The organism is Bradyrhizobium sp. B120, from assembly GCF_049075665.1.
Classification (GTDB): Bacteria; Pseudomonadota; Alphaproteobacteria; order Rhizobiales; family Xanthobacteraceae; genus Bradyrhizobium.
Map to the genome: position 1 here is coordinate 5718909 of NZ_CP185242.1, position 22136 is coordinate 5741044.

Sequence of the window (22136 nt, forward strand, 5' to 3'; positions counted from 1 at the left end):
TCTCCGGCGGCGCGGTGGCGCCTCCGTCTGCTCGTGGCAATTCAGCACTCGCCGACGCGTCTGGCAAGCACGCCGGACGGGAGAGGCCGTCAGGCCTTGACCAGGCCGAGCCTGATCAGGCTCTCGGCGGTCGCGACGATCATCTCCTCATTGCCGCGCGGACGCCAGCCGAGCAAGTTCTGCGCCTTGGCGCTGGTCGAGCGGCGCACCTTGCCGAGCAGCGGCAGGGTGGCGCGGGCCAACGGGTTGCGCCGCGCGGCGAGCCGGATCATCCAGTCCGGCGCCTGGAACCGGGGCACGCGCCGCGCCTTGCTGCCGAGTTTCTTGCGCAGGACCCGGGCCACCTGGAGCACCGACAAGGTCTCGCCGGCGACCGCGAGGAACCGCTCGCCCCCGGCCTTGGGCGAGGTCATGGCGCGCAGATGCAGGTCGGCGACATCGCGCACGTCGACGAGGCCGAAATGGATCCGCGGCACCGCCGGCATCGCGCCGTCGAGCAGCGCCTTGATGATGCCGATCGACTCGGAGAAGTCAGCACCGAGCGCCGGGCCGAACACCGCGGTCGGATTGACCACGGCAAGCTCGAGGCCATTGCCTTCGCGCGCGACGAAATCCCAGGCGGCGCGCTCGGCCAGCGTCTTGGATTTCGGATAGGCCTGCACGTCGGGGCCGTCGAGGTTGGACCAGGTGGTCTCATCGAACGGCTTGGCTTGCGGTGGATGGCCATAGCCGATCGCCGCAAACGACGACGTCACGACCACGCGCTTGACCCCGGCGTCGCGCGCCGCGCGCAACACCCGCAGGGTGCCTTCGCGCGCCGGAACGATCAGCTCGTTCTCGTCCTCCGGCACATGCGCACCGAGCGGCGATGCGACATGCAGCACGTAATCGCACCCCGCGGCCGCCTCGCGCCAGCCATCATCGCGCGTGAGGTCGGCGGTGACGAAGCCGACCTGGTCGGCCGCAAGCGCGCCCCCCTGGCGCAGCATCGCGATCACGTCCTTGCTGCGATCCGGATTGCGCAGCGTGGCTCGCACCGTATGCCCGTCGGCAAGCAGCTGCAGAATGGTATGCACGCCGATGAAGCCGGATCCGCCCGTGACCAAAACCGTGCTCATGTCGCTGCCCTCTTCTTGGTTCGGCAGATGGGGCACACATTGCGCCGCCCACCCTGCACAGGCCGCATCTGGTCACTATCTGATGTCAGACAAGTAGAATGAAATTCGAGACCGGTATGGAAAACAATACCAGCGAACTATGTGACGGCGGTGAATGCGAGAGCTGCCCGACCGACCCTAATCTGCTGATCGAGTTCAAGGGCGCGATCCATGCGCTCGGCGGCAAATGGAAGCTCGAGATCCTGTTCACGCTGATGAACGGCGGCGTGCGGTTCGGCGCGCTGCGCCGCGCGCTGGTGCCGATCACCCAGCACATGCTGACCGCGCAACTGCGCGAGCTCGAGCGCGACGGGCTGGTGGCACGCAAGGTGCTCGCCGAAAAGCCGTTGCAGGTCGAATACGAGCTGACGGATTCGGCCTGGGGCCTGACGCCGGCCTTCCGCGAATTGCTGGTGTGGTCGAAGACCTACGGCCCGCGCCGTCACGCGGAGGTTAGCGAGACGACACTCGGGGCCGGACTGGCCTGAATGTCGTCTCGCGCCTTCAGATCGGCACGCGGTCAACCCATGCCGAGCGCGCGCCGGATCGCGATCTCGACCGGCGAATAGGCGCCGTCGTCACGCTCGAGCCGGTACGGCTCGGCGGGACTGAGCGACGGTTGAGCCATGAAGCGCGGCCTGGTGCCCCGGTGCTGCTGCGCGGCATGCACCAGGAAGGGATGGCACAGATAGACCGTGCCCGCCTCACCGGTTGCCAGCGCGAGCTTGCAGTCGGCGCCCATTTGCGCGAGGTCCATGCGCCCGCGTCCGGCCTCGCCGGCCGGCGCGAGGTAACGCGCCATCGGGATATGCGAGCCGACCCTGATCCGGGTCGGCGCATCGCTTTCGCCGACATCGGAGAACAGGAACAACATTAGCAGCGCGCGGCCGCGCGAGTTGACGTTCACCCGCCAGGCGGAGAAGTCGCTCCGCTCGTGCGGGTCGCAATCGTCGCCGGGAAAGCTGACATCGACATGCCAGCCGGCGTCGCCCGGATCGTCCGGATGCGGGAACCGCACCGGGAAGGTCCCAATGTTGTGGCGTGGAGACCAGCGGCCGGGGCCTGCGATCTGGTCGAACGCCCGATACAGCACCGGCATGTTGATCGCCAGCCGGAATGGTTCATCGCCATAGCCGGGCAGCCGGACCACCGGGCGCGTCCACGTTGAAGGATCATGCTCGCTGCACGGCAGGTCGCGCCACATGATGGCACGTCCCGCATCGGCGAGTTCGCGGGGAAAGGCGTTGTCGATCCGGACAAAGCCCTGTTCGATGAATTGCTCGATTTGCGCGTCGCTGAGCGCACGCGTGTCGTCTCGATCGATCATGATTGTCTCTCAAATCGTCGCCAGCCGTCGACGCTCCGCAAGGCGCGGAGTTTGGCCGGCTCATTCGATTCACTGGAATCCCGCGAGCCCAGGCTCGCGGGGACGATCAGCGCTTCCGCGCGGAAGCGTGTTTCCTGGCGGAAACGAGATCAGCCCAGGAAGAAGACCGATGCGATGTTGAGAGTACGTGTCATCATGGCGGCGCGAACCTACAACCGGTGCGCGCCGGAATCAATCAGTGGGGGCGATCCGCCACCACTACTCGTCGCGATAGACCTTCTCGCGCTTCTCGTGGCGTTCCTGCGCCTCCACCGACAGCGTCGCGATCGGGCGGGCTTCGAGCCGCTTCAGCGAGATCGGGTCACCGGTCTCTTCGCAATAGCCGTAGGTGTTGTCTTCGATGCGCTGGAGCGCCGCGTCGATCTTGGAGATCAGCTTGCGCTGACGATCGCGGGCACGAAGTTCGATCGCGCGGTCGGTTTCCGAGGAAGCTCGGTCCGCGAGGTCGGGGTGATTGACGTTCTCTTCCTGCAACGTCTGCAGCGTGACCTTCGATTCGCGGAGGATCTCATCCTTCCAGGCCAGCAGCTTGGCGCGGAAATAATCACGCTGCCGCTCATTCATGAAAGGCTCTTTTTCAGTCGGCCGGTAGTTCTTCAGCTTTTCCAAAGGCAGCCATGTCCCTGTCTGGCGGAGGGAACAAAACCCCTCCGCGCGGCGCCTTATATAGCCACGTCATGTGACAGACAATATCTGCCACCGCGAAAGGCGCCCTGCCCCCAAGGCCTTGCACAGGCAAACTTATCCGTGCTGCCCGGGGGTCGGCTTTTCCCCTCTCCTTGGCCCGTCAGTAGCCGACCGTGAAGCGCTGGCGGATATGGGCCGGGCGCTCGATTTCGTCGGCGAGTGCAACTGCGAAGTCCTCGAACGAGATCGAGCTCTTCCCGTCCGCAGCCGTCAAAAGCTGGTCGGTTCCGAGCCGGAACTTGCCGGTGCGCTCGCCGGCCACGAACAGCGCCGAGGGCGACAAAAAGGTCCAGTTCAGGTCCTTTTCCTGGCGCAGCAGGTCAAGGAATTCGCCCCCCTTCGTAGCTTCGGCCTTGTACTGGGCCGGGAAGGTCGGTGTGGTCACCAGGCGGACGCCCGGGGCCACCTCGAGACTGCCGGCGCCGCCGACCACGAGATAGCGCCCGACCCCGGATGCCTTGGCCGCCCCGATCAGCTTGACCGGGTCGCTGACGGTGAAATGGACGGAACTGATCGCGGCATCGTGGCCGGCCCACAGCGCGGTCAGGGCGGCCTGGTCGTTTACATCCCCCCTCACAGCGGTGACACCAGGCAGGGTTGCGATCTGCTCCGGATTGCGGGCGATGGCGGTGACGGCATGGCCGCGGCGGGCGAGTTCCGCGGTGAGGCGCGAGCCGGCCTGGCCGGACGCGCCGGCGATGGCGATCTTCATCAAAGTCTCCGATTGATAGTTTCCAATGGTGACTAGATAGCGAAACGGATGTAAGTGTGAAGAAGGCACTCTCGTCTCACCTGATTACGCCGGAGTAACCCGATGAAAGCCGCCAGCCTGAAGCCGGACGCCTATGCCGCCAATTGCCCGACCCGCCAGATCCTCGACCGGGTCGGCGACAAATGGGCGGTGCTGATCCTGCTGCTGTTGCGCAGCGAGCCGCTGCGCTTCAACCAGCTTCGCCGCGCCATCGAAGGCATCTCGCAGAAGATGCTGTCGCAGGTATTGAAGAGCCTGGAGCGCGACGGGCTGCTGCGCCGCCGTGCGATCGCAACCGTTCCGGTCACCGTGGAGTATTCGATCACGCCGCTCGGATCGACGCTCGCCGAGGCGGTCGATCCGCTGCGCGACTGGGCCGAGCAGAATCTGAAGGAAGTGCTGGCCGCACAACGCCGCTACGACACGCAGCGCAAGGCACTGGCGGCTTGATGCAGGTCAGGTGATCGAGAGGAGCCTAGTATTGCCCGGCCTTGGCGAGCTCGACTTCGACGCGCAGCTCGATCTCGCCCAGCACGGCATCGAGGCCGGGGTCACCGGAGGATTCCTTCAGGCTCGCCGCGGCATCGCGCAGCCGGTTCACGGTCGAGGAATCGAAATTACCGGACAGCAATCCGAGCTTGAGCGCATCGAGGACGTCCAGCGCGCCCTTGCCGCGGGCCACCGAGCGCTTGCGGCGTTCGGTCGGGTCTTCGACGCCCTGCAGCGCGAGCAGCGCATCGAGGCTCGTGGCGGCCTTCGGCGCGGCCGTGGAGCGAACCTCCTCCTGCGCGCTGGTCGCATCCGGCAGCGAGAAGCCGCTCGACGAGGTGCGCCGCGTCGAGCTGGTCGACGTGCCAAGCGTGGTGCCGTTCGGTCCGTAGATGCGCATCGTCATGATCCCGCAGGCCTGAATGCCGTGAGCATCGCCGTTTTATGGTTAACGGTGCGTAAACGACCCGGCAATTTCTGCCGCCGCACGGCAGTTTCGCGCTCCCTGGCGAACCGGAACCGAATGGCGACCCGACAATTTCGATAAAGATATCAACATACTGCTCCGACGAAACGGCGTGGCATGAGGCTCGCATGGTTAATGGCGGATCGCCGTCATGGGAGTGTCGCGTGATCCGCGAGTTGCAGTTCGAGGGGAGCATTGGATGCCCGGCATCCGCATCGTAAGCTTATTCGGGTTGGCCTGCGCCGCGCTGCTGGCGCTGGTGGCTTCGGCCATGCCGGCGGCCGCGACGTCGCGGATCAAGGATCTCGCCAACATCGAGGGCGTGCGCCAGAACCAGTTGATCGGCTATGGCCTCGTGGTCGGCCTCAACGGCACCGGCGACACGCTGAACAACATCCCCTTCACCAAGCAATCGCTGCAGGCGATGCTCGAGCGCATGGGCGTCAACATCCGCGGCGCCACCATCCGCACCGGCAACGTCGCCGCCGTGATGGTCACCGGCAATCTGCCGGCGTTCGGCACCCAGGGCACCCGCATGGACGTCACGGTCTCCGCGCTCGGCGATGCCAAGGATCTGCGCGGCGGCACCCTGCTCGTCACTCCCCTGCTCGGCGCCGACGGCAACGTCTACGCGGTCGCGCAGGGCACGCTGGCGATCTCCGGCTTCAATGCCGAGGGCGAGGCCGCCAAGGTGGTGCGCGGCGTGCCGACGGTCGGCCGCATCGCCAACGGCGCCATCATCGAGCGCGAGATCGAGTTCGCGCTCAATCGCCTGCCCAATGTCCGCCTCGCACTGCGCAACGCCGACTTCACCACCGCCAAGCGGATCGCCGCCGCGGTCAACGACTATCTCGGCGTCAAGACCGCCGAACCGCTCGATCCCTCCACGGTGCAGCTCTCGATCCCGCCCGAGTTCAAGGGCAACGTCGTCGCCTTCCTGACCGAGATCGAGCAGTTGCAGGTCGATCCCGACCTCGCCGCGAGGATCGTGATCGACGAGCGCTCCGGCATCATCGTGATGGGCCGCGACGTTCGCGTCGCCACCGTCGCGGTGGCGCAAGGCAACCTCACCGTCACGATCTCGGAGAGCCCGCAAGTCAGCCAGCCCAATCCGCTGTCGCGCGGCCGCACCGTGGTGACGCCGCGCAGCAATGTGCAGGTCACCGAGGACGGCAAGAAATTCGCGGTGGTCAAGGACGGCGTCTCGCTGCAACAACTCGTCGACGGCCTTAACGGCCTCGGCATCGGACCGCGCGATCTGATCAGCATCCTGCAGGCGATCAAGGCCGCCGGCGCGATCGAAGCCGACATCGAGGTGATGTGATGGGAAGCCTGATCAACAGCACCACCGGCAGCATGCCGAACAAGGCGCTGATGCCGATGTTCAACGGCCGCCCCGATCCGGTGCTACAGGACGCGATGAAGAAGGTCTCGCCGCAGCAACTCACCAAGGCGAAGGCGACCGCGACCGACTTCGAATCGATGTTCCTCAATACGATGTTCTCGCAGATGACCACCGGCCTGAAGGGTGAAGGCCCCTACGGTGACACGGTCGGCACCGGCGCGTGGCGGTCGATGCTGACCGACGAATATTCGAAGAACTTCGCCAAGGCCGGCGGCGTCGGCATTTCCAACGAGGTGTTCCGCTCGCTGATCCTGCAGCAGGCGAACAAGAGCTAATTCGGTTCTCAAGGAGCAGCGCGATGAATCAGCGTCCACAGCAGCATCGGCCAGCCGCCCCCGCGGCGCGGCCCGCGACGACGACGCCCCCCGATGTCGCACGTCTCGCCAACGAACTGACCGAAGTGATGAGCGCGCTGCTCACCGTCGTCGAGCAGGAGACCGGGTTCGTCCGCGCCGGCAAGATCCGCGAGGCCATGCGGCTCGAGGCGCAGAAGTCGGAGCTGTCGCGGCGCTACATGCTCGCGGTGGAGCACCTCAAGTCGATGCAGAAGATGCTGTCGCAGACCGACCCCGAACTGCTCGCAACGCTACGGCGTCATCACGAGACGTTCCGCGCGATGCTGCAGGTCAACCTGACGGTGCTTGCGACCGCACACGCGGTCTCCGAAGGCATCGTGCGCGGCGTCAATGCCGAGGTGCAGCGCCGCAACATCCCGAACACCTATACCGCGAACGGACAGCGCGCCACGCCGGGCCCGCGCAACATGACGCCGATCGCCGTCAGCCGCACGCTCTGACGCACGCACGCCGACAATTTAGCTCAATTCGACGCGGCTCCGGCAGCGCGACATTCAGCGTGTTCCCTAACAGCCTGTTGAGAGGTTCCCCGTAGAGTTGCGGATCGTGAGGGGTTGGGATTTGACTCAAGCAAACTAGTGCCTGCGCACTACGAGGCTGCCATGAGTACAGATTTCAACATCAAGCCGGTGGGGGCACCGGTTGCAGCGCCGATAATCACTCCCGTGAGCGATACGGCGCAGAAGGCGGTGAGAACCGAATTGCCCGCGAGCCAGAGCGTCACCGCTCCGGAGCCGAGCGTGCGCGTCACGATCGATCCCAACGCCGTCAACGCATCGATTTCAAATCAGGCGCCGTCGGTCACCGACCAGGTCATCATCGACCGCGATGCGCGCGCCGTGGTCTACCAGGTGGTCGACAACCGCACGAATTTGGTGGTGAGGCAGTTTCCAGAAGAAGCCGTATTGCGCCGCCGCGCCTATTTCCACGCGCTCGATCTCAGCAAGGACGCGCCGACGCGGGCGCGCGCAACCGACCGCCGCGCGTAACGCAAGCGAGCGGCCCCTCACTTCTGTGTGGCGTAGGCCTTGTCGAGATAGGTCGATCCGGTGGCCGGATCGGTGACGACATTGGCGATCAATGCCGTCCCCTGCTGCACCAGCGAAAACTTGGTATCGCCGACCCGGAACGCGCCGTCCTTGATCAGGACGTCCTGATACTTGCTGGTGCCGTCACTCTGATAGTGAACCTTGGCGCGGAAGCCATCGACGTTCGACACCGAGATGTTGAACGACTTGTTGTTGGCGTACTTGCCGCTCCAGCTGCCCTCATAGAGCTTCGGATCGACCGCCACATAGGGCGTCTTCGACGGAACCGTCAGGCCGGCGGCCTTGTAGTTGGCGGACAGGATGCTCAACACGTCGGCCATGCCGAGAGCTCCGTTGTGAACCGGCCGATCAGCCGCGGCCCGAAAGGCCGGCGGCGATGTTGCAGTTGATGTCGATCAGCGACTTCAGCTTCGCCGGGTCCGGATTCATCTGGATGTCGATGGTCTGCTTCATCACGAACACGCTGATGTTCGCGATGTTCTGACGCACCTCGAGCGGCTGCGGATTGTCGGCACCCTCTGCCGCGCTGAGGAAGATCGACCACAGGCGGCGATTGAACAGCAATGCGTGATCGAGCGCCTTGTCGGGCCCATTCCAGTTGGCCTGGACTTCCTGCAGCTGCCGCGCGGCCTTCAACAGCGCCTGCGCTTCGATTTCACGTGGGGAGGCCGTCGTCGTTGACGTACGGGCATAGGCCTGGGCTGCATTCGACATTAATGACCTCGATGGGATGCGGATTTCTCGGGCCGCGGAGACGCAATTCTAGCGCCCGATATTTATGCATCCGGCGCCTTTAAATATGGTTAGCAGGCGTTACGAAATGCGCCGTTCTGACGGCATCGAAAGATACCGTAATATCCCGGAGACAAAGGAAACGGCGGGGTTTCCCCCGCCGCTCTTGAACCACTTGTCGGCGTGCTTAGCGGAGCAGCTGCAGCACGCTCTGCTGGCTCTGGTTGGCCAGCGCCAATGCCGAGACCGCGATCGACTGGCGGGTCGACAGCGCCTGGCTGTTCGCCGCTTCCTCGTTGGTGTCGGCCAGCGTCAGGTTGGACGAGCCGGTCTGCAGCACGTTGATCAGGTTCTTCGAGAAGTCCTGGCGGATCTGCACGATCGACAGGTTCGAACCCAGCGTCGAGGCTTCGCTGCGCAACGAGGAGCTCGCCGAGCCCAGCGCCGTCAGCACCTTGTTCGCCGAGTTGTTGTCGAGGAAGTCGGTGCCCGCGGCCAGCGTGTTCAGGCCGAGGCCGGTGGCATTGAAGGTGACGCCGCTGATGGCCAGCGTCGACTTGCCGGTCTCGTTGAAGGTCAGCTTCAGGTTGTCGCCGTTCAACAGGTTGATACCGTTGAACGAGGCGTCCTGCGCCGTGGTCGTGATCTGCGCGATGGTGTTGTTGTACTGCGTCACCAAGGCGGCGCGCGCGGACTGCGAGGCCGGATCGGCAACCGGAGCCGTGCCGGCTGCGCTGAACGTCGCAGTGCCGCCGCCGGTGTTGGTGAAGGTCACCGCACCGATCGTCGAGGATGCTGCGTCGTTAGTCGTGGTGATGACGAGCTTGTTGGAGCTGTCGAGGCTCGCCGTCAGGTTGCTGGCCGCCAGCGACGCATTCAACTGCGTCAGCGAGTTGCTGGCCCCGAAGGTGAAGCTGAAGGCGGGCTGACCGGCCGAGGCCGCAATCGCCAGCACGTCGCCGCTCTTGATCGTGGTGCCGTCGACGAGGTTGGCTGCCGTGCCGCCGAGCGCCGCGGTGGACGTGACCTGCGACCTCGAGGTGTAGCCCGTCGGGCTCTGCAGCACCTGGTTGGCAATCGACTTTGCGGTATCGACCAGCTTCTGCAGCGAGGTGATGCCGGTGTTGGCAGCCTGCAGCACCTGCACACCATTGCCGATGCCGTCGAGCAGGTTGTTGATGTCGCTGGCGCGGTTGTCGAGCGACTGTGCGGTGAAGAAGTTGGTCGGGTTGTCGAGCGCCGTGTTGACCTTCTTGCCGGTGGCAAGACGGTTCTGCGTGGTGGAGAGCAGATCGGCGGTGGACTGGAGGGAGAGGAGGTTCTGACGAACGGAGGAGGAGAGAATGATACCGGACATTTTCATACCTTTCTGGTGTGAAACTGAGGAAAAAACCGCGCCAATCCTTTCTGATCGGGCGGATGGCCAATCCTGCCGGTCAAGCCTCGAAGGAAAAAGAAATCTCCAGCACGGCATTTAAGGCAAATGCCGAAGAATAAAATTGTCGCTACTGGGCGAAGTTCGCCGCGAAAACTACTGAGACGACTGCCGATTTCGGCCGAGGGCCGCTACTCGCGCGGCCCCTCTGTTCACCAAGCGTTAACCATCATGGGAAAGGATCGCTGTCGCATCGGCCCCGGGCCGCAACGGCGGCTGCTAAGCAGTGCCGAACTCAACTTCGTTACGCTGCAACGATATCGCGCGACTGCCCGGCAAAGGAGAACGGTCATGGCCCTGAAGGTCGAACTCAAACCGAACGAGCGCATCATCGTCGGCAATTGCGTGATCACCAACACCGATCAACGCGCCCGCCTGTTGATCGACGGCGACCGCATCCCGATCCTGCGCGAGAAGGATATCCTGACGCCGGAGACCGCGGACACGCCGGCGAAGCTGATCTATCTCGCCGTGCAGCTGATGTATCTATCGCCGGACCCGATGGCGCACCACCCGACCTATTTCAGCCTGGTGCGCGACATCATCACCGCGATGCCCAGCGCCTGGCCGTTCATCGAAAGCGTCAACAACCTCATCCTCAACGGCGATCTCTATCACGCGCTGAAGGAATCCAAGAAGCTGATCGCGCACGAGGAGAAGCTGCTGGAAACCGCACGCGGTCAGCGAAACGGCAATCAGGACGATACCCGCAAGAGCGCGTAGCGCTTCCTGTTTTGACGCGTCCTCGCGTGAATCGGCATCCACTTCGCTTGAAAACGCTCTAGCCCCCGCCTGAACGAAAAAGGCCTCCGCGAGGAAGGCCTTTTTGTTGGCTGGAGTTGAGGGCAAGCGATCAGGCGATCGGCAGATATTTCAACAGCGTGGTCTGATACAGCATCGACGTGGTCTGGTACGACGCCTGCAGGCTGGTCTGCAGCGCCAGGATCTTGGTCGCGACCTCGTCCTGATTGACGCCCTCGACCGAGTCGAGCATCGTTTCCGCCATGGCCTTGAGCTGGGTCTGACGATCGGTGGCCGCCTTGGTCGCCGTCTGCGCGCCGGCGAACTCGGCCTGCACGTCCTGGATCTGCTGCTGGCCGTTCTGCGGCGCAAGATTCCCGCTGACGCGCTGCGCGAGCGCCGTCACCTGCGCGCTTGCATTCGGGTTGCTGGCATTGGTGGTCACCGCCGCATACACCGCGACGTTCTGCAGCAGGTAGCGGAAGGCCTGCTCGTTGGCGCGCGCGCCATACTGCACGGTGATCGACTGATCGACCTGCGCGACGGCGGTGCCGCGCGCCGATCCCGGGCCGTTCTCGCCGGTGTACCAGTACACGGTGTTGTCCGGCGTGCCCGCGACCAGGCTGGTCGCGGTATCGAACGGCGGTCCCCCTACCCTGAGCGGCGCCGGGGTCGCGGTCGTGTTGTTGGCGATGCCGAGCGCGCCGAGTGCGGCCGCATTCGAGCTCGAGATCGAAAGGCTCGCGCCGTCGGCGCCGTGCAAGGTGATCGCACCATTGCTGATGGTCGACGGGTTCTTGGTGCCGCTGACCTGGTCGATCTTCGCCATCAGCGTCTGCACGCTGTCGGTGATGTTGAGCTGGTTGCCGGTGGCGCCCGAGGCAACGAAGGTGATCGGGGTGCCGTTGACCGTGATGGTGTCGCCGGCCGCAAAGCTCGTCGACAGCGAGTTGGTGCCCGCAGCGCCCGAAAGGGCGGTGGCGCCACTGATCGGCGCCGGCGGTGTGTTCTGGTTGTTGACGGCGACGCCCGCGACGGTCGCGACCGGATTGAAGAAGTTGTTGGACGCCGCGACCGCGGAGGCCGCCACCAGCGACGTGTCGCTGAGCGTCTTGATGGACGAGGTCAGCGTCGACTGAAGGTTGGCGGTCGTCGCCGTGGTGTCGGCACCGATCAGGAACGAGCCCGCCGGCGGCGGGTTCGTCGTCGTCGCCGTGAGCTCGATCGCATCGGTGGTGCCATCGGGCAGCGTGAAGTTGAACTTGATCTTGTCGCCATCCTTCGGATTGACGGCGCCGAGATCGACCGAGGTGGACTTCGGTGTACCGGCCGGCTGGGTCACGGTGGCGCCGGTCAACGACGACTGCACCGACAGCAGCTTTAGGCCGAACGGCGAGCCGTCCTCGGCGACGCTGGTCACCGTCGTGGTCGCCGGCGGCGACGAGACGCTCAGGCGTCCCATCAAACCGGTGCCCTGATCGGCCTGCTTGCGCTCATTGATGAGTTGGGTGAGGCCGGCCTGGGTTGCCGTGCCCTTCAACATGGTGTCGGCGGACACCGTGGCCGGCGTGTCCATCGCACGACCGGAGAACAGATAGCGGTCGCCCGACTGGCTGTTCAGCATCGCGACCGCATTGGAGAACGCGGCCTGCGCCGTGATCTGACCCGAGGTCTGCCCGCTGTTGTTGAGCGTCAGCGTCGCGGTCGTTGCGGCGTTCTTCACCTGGCTCCCGACGTCGGACAGCCCCTGCAAAGTGAGGTTGGCGACGCCGAGGCGCGTGTTGAGGTTGGTAGCCGTGTCCGAGAATGCGTTGATGCCGCTGATCTGGGCGCGCAGGCTGAGCGCGAAGCCGCGATCGAGCCCCTGCCCCGCATAGGTCGTCGATACCTTGCCGGTCGCGAGCTGCGTCGTCAGGTCATTGAGCTGACTGCGCAGGTTGAGGATCGTGGTGCCGATATAGGAAGTTCTGCCGCTTACGCCGTCGATCGACATGTTACCCTCACGTGAGCTGCAGCAGCGCGTCGTACATCTGCTTGATCGACGACATCACGCGCGCGTTGGCGGAATAGGCGTTCTGCAGCGACAGCAGATGCGCCATCTCCTCGTCCATGTTGACGCCGGAGGTCGAGTCCATCTTGGTTTGGAGCGTATTCAGCACGACGTCCTGACCATCGGCCAATTGCTTGGCCGCCGTCGCCGATTCGCCCTGCTGGCTGATGAACTGCTTGGCAAAGTTCAACAGCGTGCCGGTGAACGGCGCGCCCGACGTGCCGAGGCCGGTCTTCGGCGAATAGCTGTACGACGCGTTCGACAACTGGTTCAGAATGAGGTTGGCGCGCGTGGTGTCGCCGGCCGGCGTCTGCGGATTGGTCGCGTACACGACCATGCGCGAGGGGTCGCCGACCAGGGCGGTGTTGACGCTGATGCGTGCGGCAAGGCCGGTCGACTGCGAGCCGTTTGCCGTGATCGCGCCGGTGTAGAGCCCGCCATTGTCGGTGAACAGCGGAAGCTGCGGATCGCCCGACGTCAGCGACGAAACGGTTGACGTGACCGATGCCGCGGTCACATCGGCCTTGTTGGCGGCGCCGTCGTCGAGCACGCGCAGCGTCGACCCGGAGGGATTGGAGAATTGCAGGCCGGCTCCGCCGAGCGCGCCGTTGAGCTGCGACAGCACCGAGCTCATGCCGCCGGAGAAATCCACACCCAGCACCTCGTCGTTCGGATTGACGGTTGCGGTGTTGCTGAGCGGCAGCACGCTCGGATCGTCGACGCGGACGATCGACAGATTGTGCGTGATGCCGGTGGTGTTGTCCTTGTAGGAGACGTGGATGGTGTTGCCGCTCTGCAGCCCCGAGAGATCGAGGTCGAAGCCGGACTGCGCTCCCGCCGTCGCCGCGGTGCCGGCCGTCGTCTTGTCCGATAGCGCGCTCGACATCGCGGCGGCGAGTTGGTCGATCTGCGTCTGGGCTTGCGCCAGCGTGTTGTCGCGCAGCTCGAGATAGGCGGCGATCTTGCCTGACCGGATCGAGTTGGTCGACACCATGTCATAGGTGCCGCCATGCGGGAAATTGATGGTGATGGTGCCGACGGTGCTCTTGGTCGGGTCGGTATTGTACTGCGTGTTGGGCGTCATCGTGCCCTGGGCATTGAAACTGAGCGTCGCCGCCTCGGTGCCGACCAGCTGCACGCCGGAATTGGTGAACACGGTCACCTGGTTCTGGCTGTTGGTGACGGTGCGGATGTCCATCAGCTGCGAAAGCTGGGTGACGTAGCGATCGCGCTGATCGAGCAATGCCGCGGTCGAGGCGTCCTGCGTGCCGCCGGTGGCCTGCAGCTGGACATTGAGGCGCGCGATCTGCTGCATCGCATTGTTGGCCGTGGTAACGGAGTCGCTGATGCCGGCCTCGGCGTTGGCGCGCAGCGACTGGATTCCCTGCGAGGTCGCGTTGAGCTGCTGCGCCATCGATTGGGCGGCATTGACGACGCCGATCCGGGCCGACTGCGAGTCCGGGCTGGTCGACAGCCCCTGCACTGCGGTCAGGAACTTGTTGTAGGCGTCCTCGATCGTGCCGGTGGAGTCGGGATTGCCGTAGACGCCCTGCAGATTGGCGAGGAAGCTCGAGCGGACGTCAGCGTAGGACGCGCCCGACGTCTCGGTGCGAAGCTGGGTCTGCAGGAATTCGTCGAGCTGGCGGTTGACGCCGGTGATGAGAACGCTCGACCCGAACTGGCCGGTGGTGCCGGTATCCTGGTTCAGCGTCTTCCTGACGTAGCCCGGCGTCTCCGCGTTGGCGACGTTCGACGACACGAGTGAGAGCGAGGCCTGCGTGGCGCGCAGGCCCGACATCGCGGTGGAAAGGGCTTGGCTCAAACCCATGATGTGTACTCGCCTTTACTTCTTCACACGTTCATCGCTGCGATCAGCGCACGACGTTCAGGAGGTCCTGCACCATCGAATTGGTTGTCGTGATCACCTTGGTGTTGGCCGAATAGGCCTGCTGGGTCACGATCAGCTTGGTGAACTCGTCGGCGATATCGGTGTTCGAGCTCTCGAGCGACGAACCGACGATGGTGCTGCCGCCCTTGCCGAACAGCGCGCCACCGGACTCGTCGGTTGCCTCGAACGCGCCGCCGTCGATACGCTTGAGGAAGTTGGTGCCGTTGAAGGTCGCCACCGAGATTTCGGCGAGGTCGATGTTGCGGCCGTTGGTGTAGTTGCCGACGATGCGGCCGTTGGTCGAGACACTGACCGACTGCAGCTGGCCGGCCGGGAAGCCGTCCTGCTGAATCTGGTTGACCTGCACGTTGCCGTTGGCGTCCGCGAACTGGGTCACGCCACCGGAGCCGAAATTGATCACGGGGCTGCCGAGCGACACGCCGTTGACGACGGCATTGTTGAGCGCGACCGAGGAGATCGCCGGCGACATCTGGCCGTTCGAGGCGAAGGTGAAGTTGATGTTGGCGTTCTGCCAGGAGACCTGCGTGCCGGTTGCATTGGGATTGACCTGATAGAACAGGTTCCAGCTATCGGTATGTCCGGAGCCGAGCGAGGAGCTGTCGGTCTTGGCCCAGCGGAATTGCAGGTTCACCGGCGCGCCCGACACGTCGTAGGCCGTGACGGCGCCGCCCGAGACGGATTCGTTCAGGAAGGTCGAGTTGTCGTTGCCGACGACCTGGCCGGTGCCCACGGTGCCGCCGCCGCCGCGGGTCGCAACCGCCGAGCCGGTGAAGCCGAGCGCCGCAAGCGCGGTCGAGTTCGAGCTCGTCACGTTGAGGTCGGCCGACGTTCCGGAGTGCAGGGTGATCTTGCCGCCGCTGATCGTCGATGGCGTCGCGGTACCGGTAATCGAGTCGATCTTGGCGAGCAGCGTCCCGATGCTGTCGGTGACGTTCAGCTGGTTGCCGGTCGCCCCCGAAGCGACGAAGGTGATGACGGTGCCGTTGACCGTGATCGTATCGGCGGGCACGACCGGCGGGCCGGCCGAGCCGGCGCTGAAGCTGGCATTGATCGAATCGCTGCCCGCGGCGCCCGAAAGCAAGGTCGCGGCGGTATTGGCGACCGACGGCGTCGCCTTGTTGTTTTGCGCGGTGCCGGTGACGGAAGAATCGGTATACGGCGCGGCCGGCGTGCCCAGCACCAGCGGGTTATGTCCGGCGCTGAACGCGCCCGGCCGGATCAGCTCGGAGCCCGGAACCGAGGTGTCGTGCGCCGTGGTCAACGGATAGGACGCGAGGTTGGCGCGATAATCGATCTTGGTGGTCTGCTGCGCCGGCAGGAAGTCGTTCTTGAACCGCAGCGTTTGCGGCGACGAGCCCGAGGGGTTGCCGGTGGTCGGATCGATCGGCACGCCCTCGAGATAATAGCCGGCGCCGTTGACGAGGTAGCCGTCCTTGTTGAGCTGGAAATCGCCGCGGCGGGTGTAGCGGTCGACGCCGTCGAACACCGGCGAGCCGTCGGTGAAGCCGCCCGGCTTCTGCACCGCAAAGAAGCCGTTGCCGTTGATCGCCATGAAGGTCGCGACCGACGCCGACTGCACGTCGCCCTGCACCGAGTTGGTCGAGCGCGACTGCGCCGTGACGCCGCCGGCGAGCTGCGCGGTCAGCGCGGTCTGCGGAACGAGGTCAAGAAAGGAGGTATCGATGCGCTTGAACGCCGTGGTCTGCGAGTTGGCGATGTTGCCGGAGATGTTCTCGAGCGCGTACGACCCTGCGCGCAAGCCACCGACCGCCGTCGTAAGAGCGCCGAAGATACCCATGACATGTTCTCCAATTCGATTCCCGGCGGCTGGCAATCACAGGAACGGCCGCATCGGCGGAGCATGTCGCAAAGGTCGTGCCACGAAACGAAACGTAACAAAATCATGCGCTTGAAAAAAAAGCCCCGGCCGTTTAACCGGGGCACAATTGCCGGGCAGGCAACAATTGCCGGGACGGGAGCGCAGTTCTGACCGCGCTCCTTCCCTTCTGTTCTGACGCGCTTACGCGCGTCAGGTCGCCGAGGGTGCGGCCGGGTGAAACACCAGCGCAAAACCGTCCATGCAGTAGCGCAGCCCGGTCGGCTTCGGACCGTCGTCGAAGACATGGCCGAGATGGCCGCCGCAGCGGCGGCAATGCACCTCGGTGCGCAGCATGCCGAAGGTGCGGTCCGACGTCGTGCCGACAGCATTGTCCAGCGGCTTCCAGAAGCTCGGCCAGCCGGTGCCGCTCTCATACTTGGTCTCGGACGAGAACAGCGGCAGGTCGCAGCCGGCGCAGGCAAACGTGCCCTTGCGGTGCTCCTTGAGCAGCGGGCTCGATCCCGGCCGTTCGGTGCCCTCCTGGCGCAGGATCTCATATTGCTGCGGCGTCAGCTGCGCGCGCCATTCGGCGTCGGTCTTCTCGATCTCGAATTTCTCGGCGGCCTGCGCCGGCGAGGCGCGCAGCCAGCGGAAGGCGGCGAAGCCGAACAGGCCGGCGACGGAAGCAAGCAGGATACGGCGATCGAACATCAATCATCTCCGATGCGGGCGGCCAAAGCTGGCGAACAGCATTGGCAAACTGGGCTCGTGACCAAATACGAACCCCGCCGCCAGACGTTACATCCGCCCGTCGGAGATCCGCTCACTTTCTTGCGAGGGATGGGCAGACGGCGGCTCGCCGTCCTCAGCCTGCCGGGGCGCGGGCGGCGGCGCCGGCCCCACGGACGACGGCGGCGGGCGGCGGGGCGCCGGTCCCCGGGTTCCCGCCTTGAGATTGGCCTCGGCCAGCCGCGCCTCGCGGCGGCGCTCCTTCGCCCGAGCACCCTCGCGGTAGCGCGCCAGCACGCCCGACGCGGATGCGGCACCCCTCGCCCACAGGCTGATGAAATGACCGGCGATGCGGCCGGTGGTGCCGCCGGCCCAGACCAGCTCGAACGGCGAAAACAGCCGCCAGCGGTCGTCGCCCCACAGGATGCTGCGCGCGATCAACTGCCCGGCGAGCGCCGAGGTGTTGAGCCCCTGCCGGCCGAAGCCGCTCGCTACCCACAGGCCCCTGCGCAACTGCCCGATCTGCGGCATGCCATGCACGGTGACGCCGACCGCGCCACCGAACGTGTCGGCGATCGGAACCTTGCCGAGCTGAGGAAACACCGTGGCGATGCGGCGCTGCACCGCCGCACCAAGCCGCTCCGGCCGCGCGTTCCAGGTGGTTTCGGGACTGGCCCACAACAGGCGATCGCCATCGACGACGCGGAAATGGTCGATGCCGTCGCTGTCGACGACCGAACCGGAGAAGGCGATCGCCTCCGCCAGCCGTTCCCCAAGCGGTTCGGTCAACGCCGCGTAGCGCCACACCGGCAGCAGCGTGTCCGACAAGCGCTTCAGCGGCGCGCCGAGATGGATATTGCCGGCGAGGACAATATGGTTGGCGCGCAGTCGCGCCGTCGGCGTCACGATGCGTTTGCGGATGCCCGAAAAATCGATGCTGACGACCGGCGTCTCCTCGAAGATCCGCACGCCCGCCCGCATCGCCAGCGCGGCGAGACCGTGCACATATTTGCGGCCGTCGATCTGGAACGCCTTCGGATAATAGATGCCGTGGAAATAGCGCCCGGTCCTCAGCACGCTGCGCACGCGATCGACCTGCCAGCCTTCGACTTCGGTGGCAAAATCCTCGCCCAGCGTCTGCAGGCGGCTGATCAGCGCTTCGCCGACATCGACATTGGAGACCTCCAGCACGCCGTCGCTCGCCCTGATGCCCGGGATCAGGTCCTCGGTGGCGGTGGCGCGGACGTAATCGGCGCCCTCCTTCGACAGCGCCCACAATTCGCGGGCATCATCCAGGCCGACGCGCTCGATCACATCCGATATCGGCAGGCCGAAACCCGGCATCACGGTGCCGAGATGGTGGCCGGAGGCGTTCCAGCCGACCTGGCGGCCCTCGAGCACGGCGACGCTGGCGCCAAGCCGCGCCGCCTCGCGTGCCACGGTCAGGCCGGCCAGCCCCGCCCCGACCACGCAAATGTCGACGTCGAGATCGAATGCCAGACGGTCGCGGGACGGCGAGGCCGCCTCATCGGGGCCGTCTGCCGCACTTGTGGAAGTCTCGCTCATGTCGTTTCTTACGAACCGCTGCGGCGCTTGTCACCTTGTCCAGGGCATGCGCCTGTAGAATTAATTCGACCAGACCGAATCGAGATGGAAGTCCATGCGCCGTTTGCTGCTGCTGCGTCACGCCAAGACCGAAACCGACGCGCCTTCGGGGCAGGACCAGGACCGTCGTCTCGACGAGCGCGGCCACCGCGATGCGGCGGAGATCGGCGGCTGGATCGCCCGCCACCCGCCCCTGCCCAATCTGGCGCTGGTATCGCCGGCGGCCCGCACCACGCAGACCTGGGAGATCGTGCGCGAGGCACTGAAGGGTGCCGGACCTGCGCCGAAAGTCGAATTCGTGCCCGAACTCTACGGCGCCGATCCGGCGCATTTGCTCACCGCGATCCGGATGGCCTCGGCCACCGACCCGAAGCGGCTGATGCTGATCGGCCATAATCCCGGCATGCACGAGCTCGCGCTGACGCTGACCGGCAGCGGCGACGAGGCTGCCAAGCGCGCGCTTGGCGACAATTTGCCGACCTCGGGGCTCGCCGTCTTCGACTTCGCGACCGACGACTGGAACGACGTCTCCTTCCGGCGCGGCAAGCTCGTGCTGTTCGTTAGCCCTAAACTGTTGAAGCAGGCCTCGCGCGGCTAACGCAAGCGGACAACGCAGCTCTGCCATGCTATATTGATGTCGGCGCGACAGGGGGACCGGTTCGCGGCGACACGACAAGCTACCGAAGAACAAGAAGGCGCGCGTCCCGGCACAGGGACCAAACGGCTCCAGACCAATCGCGGACAGGAGGCGCAGATGTACAAGTCCATTCTCGTGCCGATCGACCTCGCCGATACCGATCTGGCGAAGCCTGCGATCGCAACCGCTGCGACGCTGTCGCAAACCTGGAACGGCGCGGTGCGTCTGCTCAACGTGCTGCCGATGACGCCGGTGATGCTCGCCGAATATGTCCCGGCGGATTTCGACAGCCAGCAGCGTGAAACGTCGGAGGAAGCGCTTGCGATCGTCGCGCGCGAATCCGGCATCGCGCCCGGGCGCATCTCCGGCGTGGTCCGCCAGGGCGGCATCTATCACGAGATCCTCGAAGAGGCCGCGAACATGAAGGCCGACCTGATCGTGATGACCTCGCACCGCCCGGCGATGCGCACCTACTTCCTCGGCTCCAATGCCGGGCACGTCGTGCGCTACGCCAAATGCTCGGTGCTCGTGGTGCGGCACTAACGCGGGATGAGTTCTGGGGCCGTCGCAGGCGGCGCTGCCAAAATATCGAAAACAACCCCATGCAAAGTAGCCGGCCGCCGCCGGCGCTCGACCAGGCGACTTGACACGTCGCGCAACTCAGGGATATATTTCTAATATTCCGAAATTGCGCATACGTGCCCTTCCCCACGCATCGCGGGCGAGAGAGGGAACGCGCACTATTTGCGACCGCGGCCCAATCTCATCCTGCTTTAATAATAACTTATGTGAAAGATCAGGCGGCGCGACTAACATACGTTAGTTGCAGAACAATTTGGCGGTACTTGTCGGAACCGCGTTAGAGCCACGGCGGTTGTAGATTTTATCGGGCGGGTTTTGAGGCGGGATGAGAACGTGAAACAACGAAGACGGGTGAAACAAGTGCACTCACTTGAGGTGCGACTTGCCAATGAGGCTCAGGAATTACGCACACAGGCCAGGCAACTTCCTCCAGGCCCCAAGAGAGAATCCCTGCTCCGTAGGGCCCGGTTCGACGAGACCGCGGCACACATGACGGAGTGGTTGACATCCTCCGGATTGCAGACACCGAAGTAGGGCGACCGTAATGGCCATCTATCGACTATTGAAAAACAGCCAGTTGAATCCGATAGAGGTCGATCGTATCGCAGCGGCTTACGACCACGCGCTACGTATCCTTTGTGTCAAGGATCGCGACGATCCACTAACGGAAATGGTCGCCAAGAAGATCATCAAGATCGCGCAAACGGGCGTACATGACCCAACGGACATTTCAGCGTTGGCAATCAAAGAACTGGAAATCAGGTAGAGTCCTAGGAACGGTCATCCCAAACCCACAGACCAAGGCCGCGTCACTGGCTCATCTTTCCGTCTGTGGCAAGACAACAGCATAAGGTAGATTGATGCCCCTTACGCCGTTTATGACAAAGCTTTCCTCTCGGATGACGCTACCGATATCAGATCAGCACGCCCTCTTTCGGGCGGCTTCTGCGCCGCGTCACGCGCTAAAAGGTGAATGCTTGATCGAAGAAGGCGCGGAATTATCGTCGCTCCTTATTCTTTGCAGTGGCATGGCGAGAGCGGTGCGCACATTCTCTGACGGGAATCAGCAAATTGTCTCGGTGTTCGTGGATGGAGATACGCTCAACGCCGGTGAGATCGTGTTTCGTCAATCCCGAAAAGCGGTCTACGCCCTCACCGCGGCGATCTATCTTTCAATTCCACTGCGCGAGTTGAACGCGCTAATGGATAGTAGTCCGGCGGTCGCGCGTGCGCTCTGGTTGGAGACAGCCGCCCAGGCCGCGATTCAGCAGGAATGGATGGCCTGGCTTGGACAGCGCGCGGCTCAAACCAGGCTGGCGCATTTCCTGTGCGAAGTGTCGCACCGATTGCAGCTCAGTGGACGCGACGCGCACGCAACCTGCGAGTTTCCGCTGACCCAGCGCGATCTTGCAGACACTCTCGGGTTATCGTCAGTGCACGTCAATCGGACACTGCAGACCTTGCGGAGCCAGGGCCTGATTGAGCTTACCCGCAGCCAGCTGACGATTTTGGACAAAGAGGGGCTTTACGCGATCGGGGAATTCGACCCCCAATACCTCGATGGACTGAAGCTTGTCGACGAAGGAGCGAACTGATGCCCCGTTTCTTTATCAACCACACCTCACCGAGCGAGATTTGTGTGGACCACATCGGGGTTGAGTTTTCCTCGCTCGAGGCTGCCTATCTGGACACCTGTGAAGCCGCACTTGCCATCGCATTTGAAAAGCTGCATGAGCGACAGGATCCGACAAGGGATGCATTCGAAATCATCGATGAAAAGCAAAACTTGCTGATGCAAGTGCCGTTTTCCGAAGTGCTGCGGCCGGCGGCGATGACAACCAAGCAGGCAAACACCTTAGCGTTCGAAAATTGCCGCCGCCAAATCGCCCGGAGCGAACGGTTGAAAGACGATATTCGCGCCGAGTTGACAAGGACAAGAGGAATATTCGACGCCATTCGTGCGAATCTCTCCCCTCTCCGTCCGGTATAACCGACATTCGCTGCTTTGCCCGCTAAGATGAACGGTTGCGCTGACATCGGCCGCGGGTGGCGGCCCCGCTCGTATTGCGCTGGGCGTCGTCCCAAACGTTCCCCGGCCCCGAGACTGTCATAGGTTAGCGACGGGCCGCGGAACGCGCATTAGCATGCTT

At 64.3% G+C, this 22136-nt stretch carries 25 protein-coding genes; 12 read left to right on the top strand and 13 right to left on the bottom strand.

Translation table 11 applies throughout. The annotated features are described in order from the left end of the window. Nucleotides 1–89: 89 nt before the first annotated feature. Entirely contained in the window at nt 90–1118 is a 1029-nt protein-coding gene (locus ACOIX3_RS26645; RefSeq protein WP_420964976.1) for an SDR family oxidoreductase, read from the bottom strand. A gap of 116 nt (nt 1119–1234) precedes the next feature. Between ACOIX3_RS26645 and ACOIX3_RS26650 the strand changes: the two genes are divergently transcribed. Further along, nucleotides 1235–1645 carry a winged helix-turn-helix transcriptional regulator gene (locus ACOIX3_RS26650; protein ID WP_420964977.1) on the top strand — a complete coding sequence of 137 codons (411 nt, stop codon included), beginning with the start codon at nt 1235–1237 and terminating at the stop codon, nt 1643–1645. 32 nt (nt 1646–1677) lie between these two features. Here the strand turns inward: ACOIX3_RS26650 and ACOIX3_RS26655 are convergent, their stop codons facing one another. From ACOIX3_RS26655 to ACOIX3_RS26665, 3 genes are all read right to left on the bottom strand, one after another. Continuing rightward, entirely contained in the window at nt 1678–2484 is an 807-nt protein-coding gene (locus ACOIX3_RS26655; RefSeq protein ID WP_420964978.1) for a phytanoyl-CoA dioxygenase, read from the bottom strand. Between the two features lie 258 nt (nt 2485–2742). Next, nucleotides 2743–3108 (bottom strand): RNA polymerase-binding protein DksA, encoded by a 366-nt coding sequence (dksA, locus tag ACOIX3_RS26660; protein ID WP_021077973.1) that lies wholly within the window; start codon nt 3106–3108, stop codon nt 2743–2745. 223 nt (nt 3109–3331) lie between these two features. Beyond that, entirely contained in the window at nt 3332–3943 is a 612-nt protein-coding gene (locus ACOIX3_RS26665; RefSeq protein ID WP_420964979.1) for an NAD(P)-dependent oxidoreductase, read from the bottom strand. 102 nt (nt 3944–4045) lie between these two features. Here ACOIX3_RS26665 and ACOIX3_RS26670 point away from each other — a divergent pair, with 102 nt between their 5' ends. Then, a complete protein-coding gene (locus ACOIX3_RS26670) occupies nt 4046–4432 on the top strand; it encodes a winged helix-turn-helix transcriptional regulator (RefSeq protein WP_420964980.1) in 387 nt (128 codons plus the stop codon). 25 nt (nt 4433–4457) lie between these two features. Here ACOIX3_RS26670 and ACOIX3_RS26675 read toward each other — a convergent pair whose 3' ends face one another. Further along, a complete protein-coding gene (locus ACOIX3_RS26675) occupies nt 4458–4871 on the bottom strand; it encodes a flagellar assembly protein FliX (protein WP_212310064.1) in 414 nt (137 codons plus the stop codon). A 265-nt stretch (nt 4872–5136) separates the two neighbouring features. On the opposite strand from ACOIX3_RS26675, the gene ACOIX3_RS26680 reads away from it, so the two are divergent. The 4 genes from ACOIX3_RS26680 (at nt 5137) to ACOIX3_RS26695 (ending at nt 7687) form a co-directional block, all read left to right on the top strand. Further along, nucleotides 5137–6261, top strand: a complete 1125-nt coding sequence (locus ACOIX3_RS26680) for a flagellar basal body P-ring protein FlgI (RefSeq protein ID WP_420964982.1) — start codon at nt 5137–5139, stop codon at nt 6259–6261. Beyond that, a complete protein-coding gene (gene flgJ / locus ACOIX3_RS26685; RefSeq protein ID WP_212310066.1) occupies nt 6261–6617 on the top strand; it encodes a flagellar assembly peptidoglycan hydrolase FlgJ in 357 nt (118 codons plus the stop codon). Before ACOIX3_RS26680 ends, flgJ begins: the two co-directional genes overlap by 1 nt. A gap of 23 nt (nt 6618–6640) precedes the next feature. Then, on the top strand, nt 6641–7138 hold the full coding sequence (locus tag ACOIX3_RS26690) for a hypothetical protein (protein ID WP_420964983.1): 498 nt from the start codon (nt 6641–6643) through the stop codon (nt 7136–7138). 162 nt (nt 7139–7300) lie between these two features. Then, nucleotides 7301–7687, top strand: coding sequence for a hypothetical protein (locus tag ACOIX3_RS26695; protein WP_420964985.1), 387 nt, complete (start codon nt 7301–7303; stop codon nt 7685–7687). Between the two features lie 17 nt (nt 7688–7704). Here the strand turns inward: ACOIX3_RS26695 and ACOIX3_RS26700 are convergent, their stop codons facing one another. The 3 genes from ACOIX3_RS26700 to ACOIX3_RS26710 form a co-directional block, all read right to left on the bottom strand. Beyond that, complete coding sequence (locus ACOIX3_RS26700) at nt 7705–8067, bottom strand: hypothetical protein (RefSeq protein ID WP_097676407.1); 363 nt, start codon at nt 8065–8067, stop codon at nt 7705–7707. Between the two features lie 28 nt (nt 8068–8095). Then, nucleotides 8096–8461 carry a flagellar biosynthesis regulator FlaF gene (flaF, locus tag ACOIX3_RS26705; protein ID WP_342728044.1) on the bottom strand — a complete coding sequence of 122 codons (366 nt, stop codon included), beginning with the start codon at nt 8459–8461 and terminating at the stop codon, nt 8096–8098. Between the two features lie 205 nt (nt 8462–8666). Continuing rightward, on the bottom strand, nt 8667–9836 hold the full coding sequence (locus ACOIX3_RS26710; RefSeq protein ID WP_420964986.1) for a flagellin: 1170 nt from the start codon (nt 9834–9836) through the stop codon (nt 8667–8669). A gap of 369 nt (nt 9837–10205) precedes the next feature. Here ACOIX3_RS26710 and flbT point away from each other — a divergent pair, with 369 nt between their 5' ends. Then, nucleotides 10206–10637, top strand: a complete 432-nt coding sequence (gene flbT / locus ACOIX3_RS26715; RefSeq protein WP_212310072.1) for a flagellar biosynthesis repressor FlbT — start codon at nt 10206–10208, stop codon at nt 10635–10637. Between the two features lie 130 nt (nt 10638–10767). Here the strand turns inward: flbT and ACOIX3_RS26720 are convergent, their stop codons facing one another. The 5 genes from ACOIX3_RS26720 to ACOIX3_RS26740 all read right to left on the bottom strand — a co-directional run bounded on the left by ACOIX3_RS26720 (nt 10768) and on the right by ACOIX3_RS26740 (nt 18728). Beyond that, nucleotides 10768–12648 carry a flagellar protein gene (locus ACOIX3_RS26720; RefSeq protein ID WP_420964987.1) on the bottom strand — a complete coding sequence of 627 codons (1881 nt, stop codon included), beginning with the start codon at nt 12646–12648 and terminating at the stop codon, nt 10768–10770. Between the two features lie 7 nt (nt 12649–12655). Beyond that, on the bottom strand, nt 12656–14533 hold the full coding sequence (gene flgK, locus ACOIX3_RS26725; RefSeq protein WP_420964988.1) for a flagellar hook-associated protein FlgK: 1878 nt from the start codon (nt 14531–14533) through the stop codon (nt 12656–12658). 43 nt (nt 14534–14576) lie between these two features. Next, a complete protein-coding gene (locus tag ACOIX3_RS26730) occupies nt 14577–16412 on the bottom strand; it encodes a flagellar hook-basal body complex protein (protein WP_229172109.1) in 1836 nt (611 codons plus the stop codon). Between the two features lie 231 nt (nt 16413–16643). Then, the gene (msrB, locus tag ACOIX3_RS26735; RefSeq protein ID WP_420964989.1) at nt 16644–17144 is read right to left on the bottom strand and encodes a peptide-methionine (R)-S-oxide reductase MsrB; all 501 of its coding nucleotides are present in this window, start codon (nt 17142–17144) and stop codon (nt 16644–16646) included. A gap of 87 nt (nt 17145–17231) precedes the next feature. Continuing rightward, complete coding sequence (locus ACOIX3_RS26740) at nt 17232–18728, bottom strand: NAD(P)/FAD-dependent oxidoreductase (RefSeq protein ID WP_420964990.1); 1497 nt, start codon at nt 18726–18728, stop codon at nt 17232–17234. Between the two features lie 94 nt (nt 18729–18822). Here ACOIX3_RS26740 and ACOIX3_RS26745 point away from each other — a divergent pair, with 94 nt between their 5' ends. The 5 genes from ACOIX3_RS26745 (at nt 18823) to ACOIX3_RS26765 (ending at nt 21976) form a co-directional block, all read left to right on the top strand. Next, nucleotides 18823–19365, top strand: coding sequence for a SixA phosphatase family protein (locus ACOIX3_RS26745; protein ID WP_420964991.1), 543 nt, complete (start codon nt 18823–18825; stop codon nt 19363–19365). A 156-nt stretch (nt 19366–19521) separates the two neighbouring features. Then, nucleotides 19522–19947, top strand: coding sequence for a universal stress protein (locus ACOIX3_RS26750; RefSeq protein WP_163159795.1), 426 nt, complete (start codon nt 19522–19524; stop codon nt 19945–19947). Between the two features lie 583 nt (nt 19948–20530). Continuing rightward, entirely contained in the window at nt 20531–20752 is a 222-nt protein-coding gene (locus ACOIX3_RS26755) for a hypothetical protein (protein WP_420964992.1), read from the top strand. A gap of 211 nt (nt 20753–20963) precedes the next feature. Next, nucleotides 20964–21581 carry a Crp/Fnr family transcriptional regulator gene (locus ACOIX3_RS26760; protein ID WP_420964993.1) on the top strand — a complete coding sequence of 206 codons (618 nt, stop codon included), beginning with the start codon at nt 20964–20966 and terminating at the stop codon, nt 21579–21581. Next, nucleotides 21581–21976, top strand: a complete 396-nt coding sequence (locus tag ACOIX3_RS26765; RefSeq protein ID WP_420964994.1) for a DUF6894 family protein — start codon at nt 21581–21583, stop codon at nt 21974–21976. Before ACOIX3_RS26760 ends, ACOIX3_RS26765 begins: the two co-directional genes overlap by 1 nt. The last annotated feature ends 160 nt before the right edge of the window (nt 21977–22136 follow it).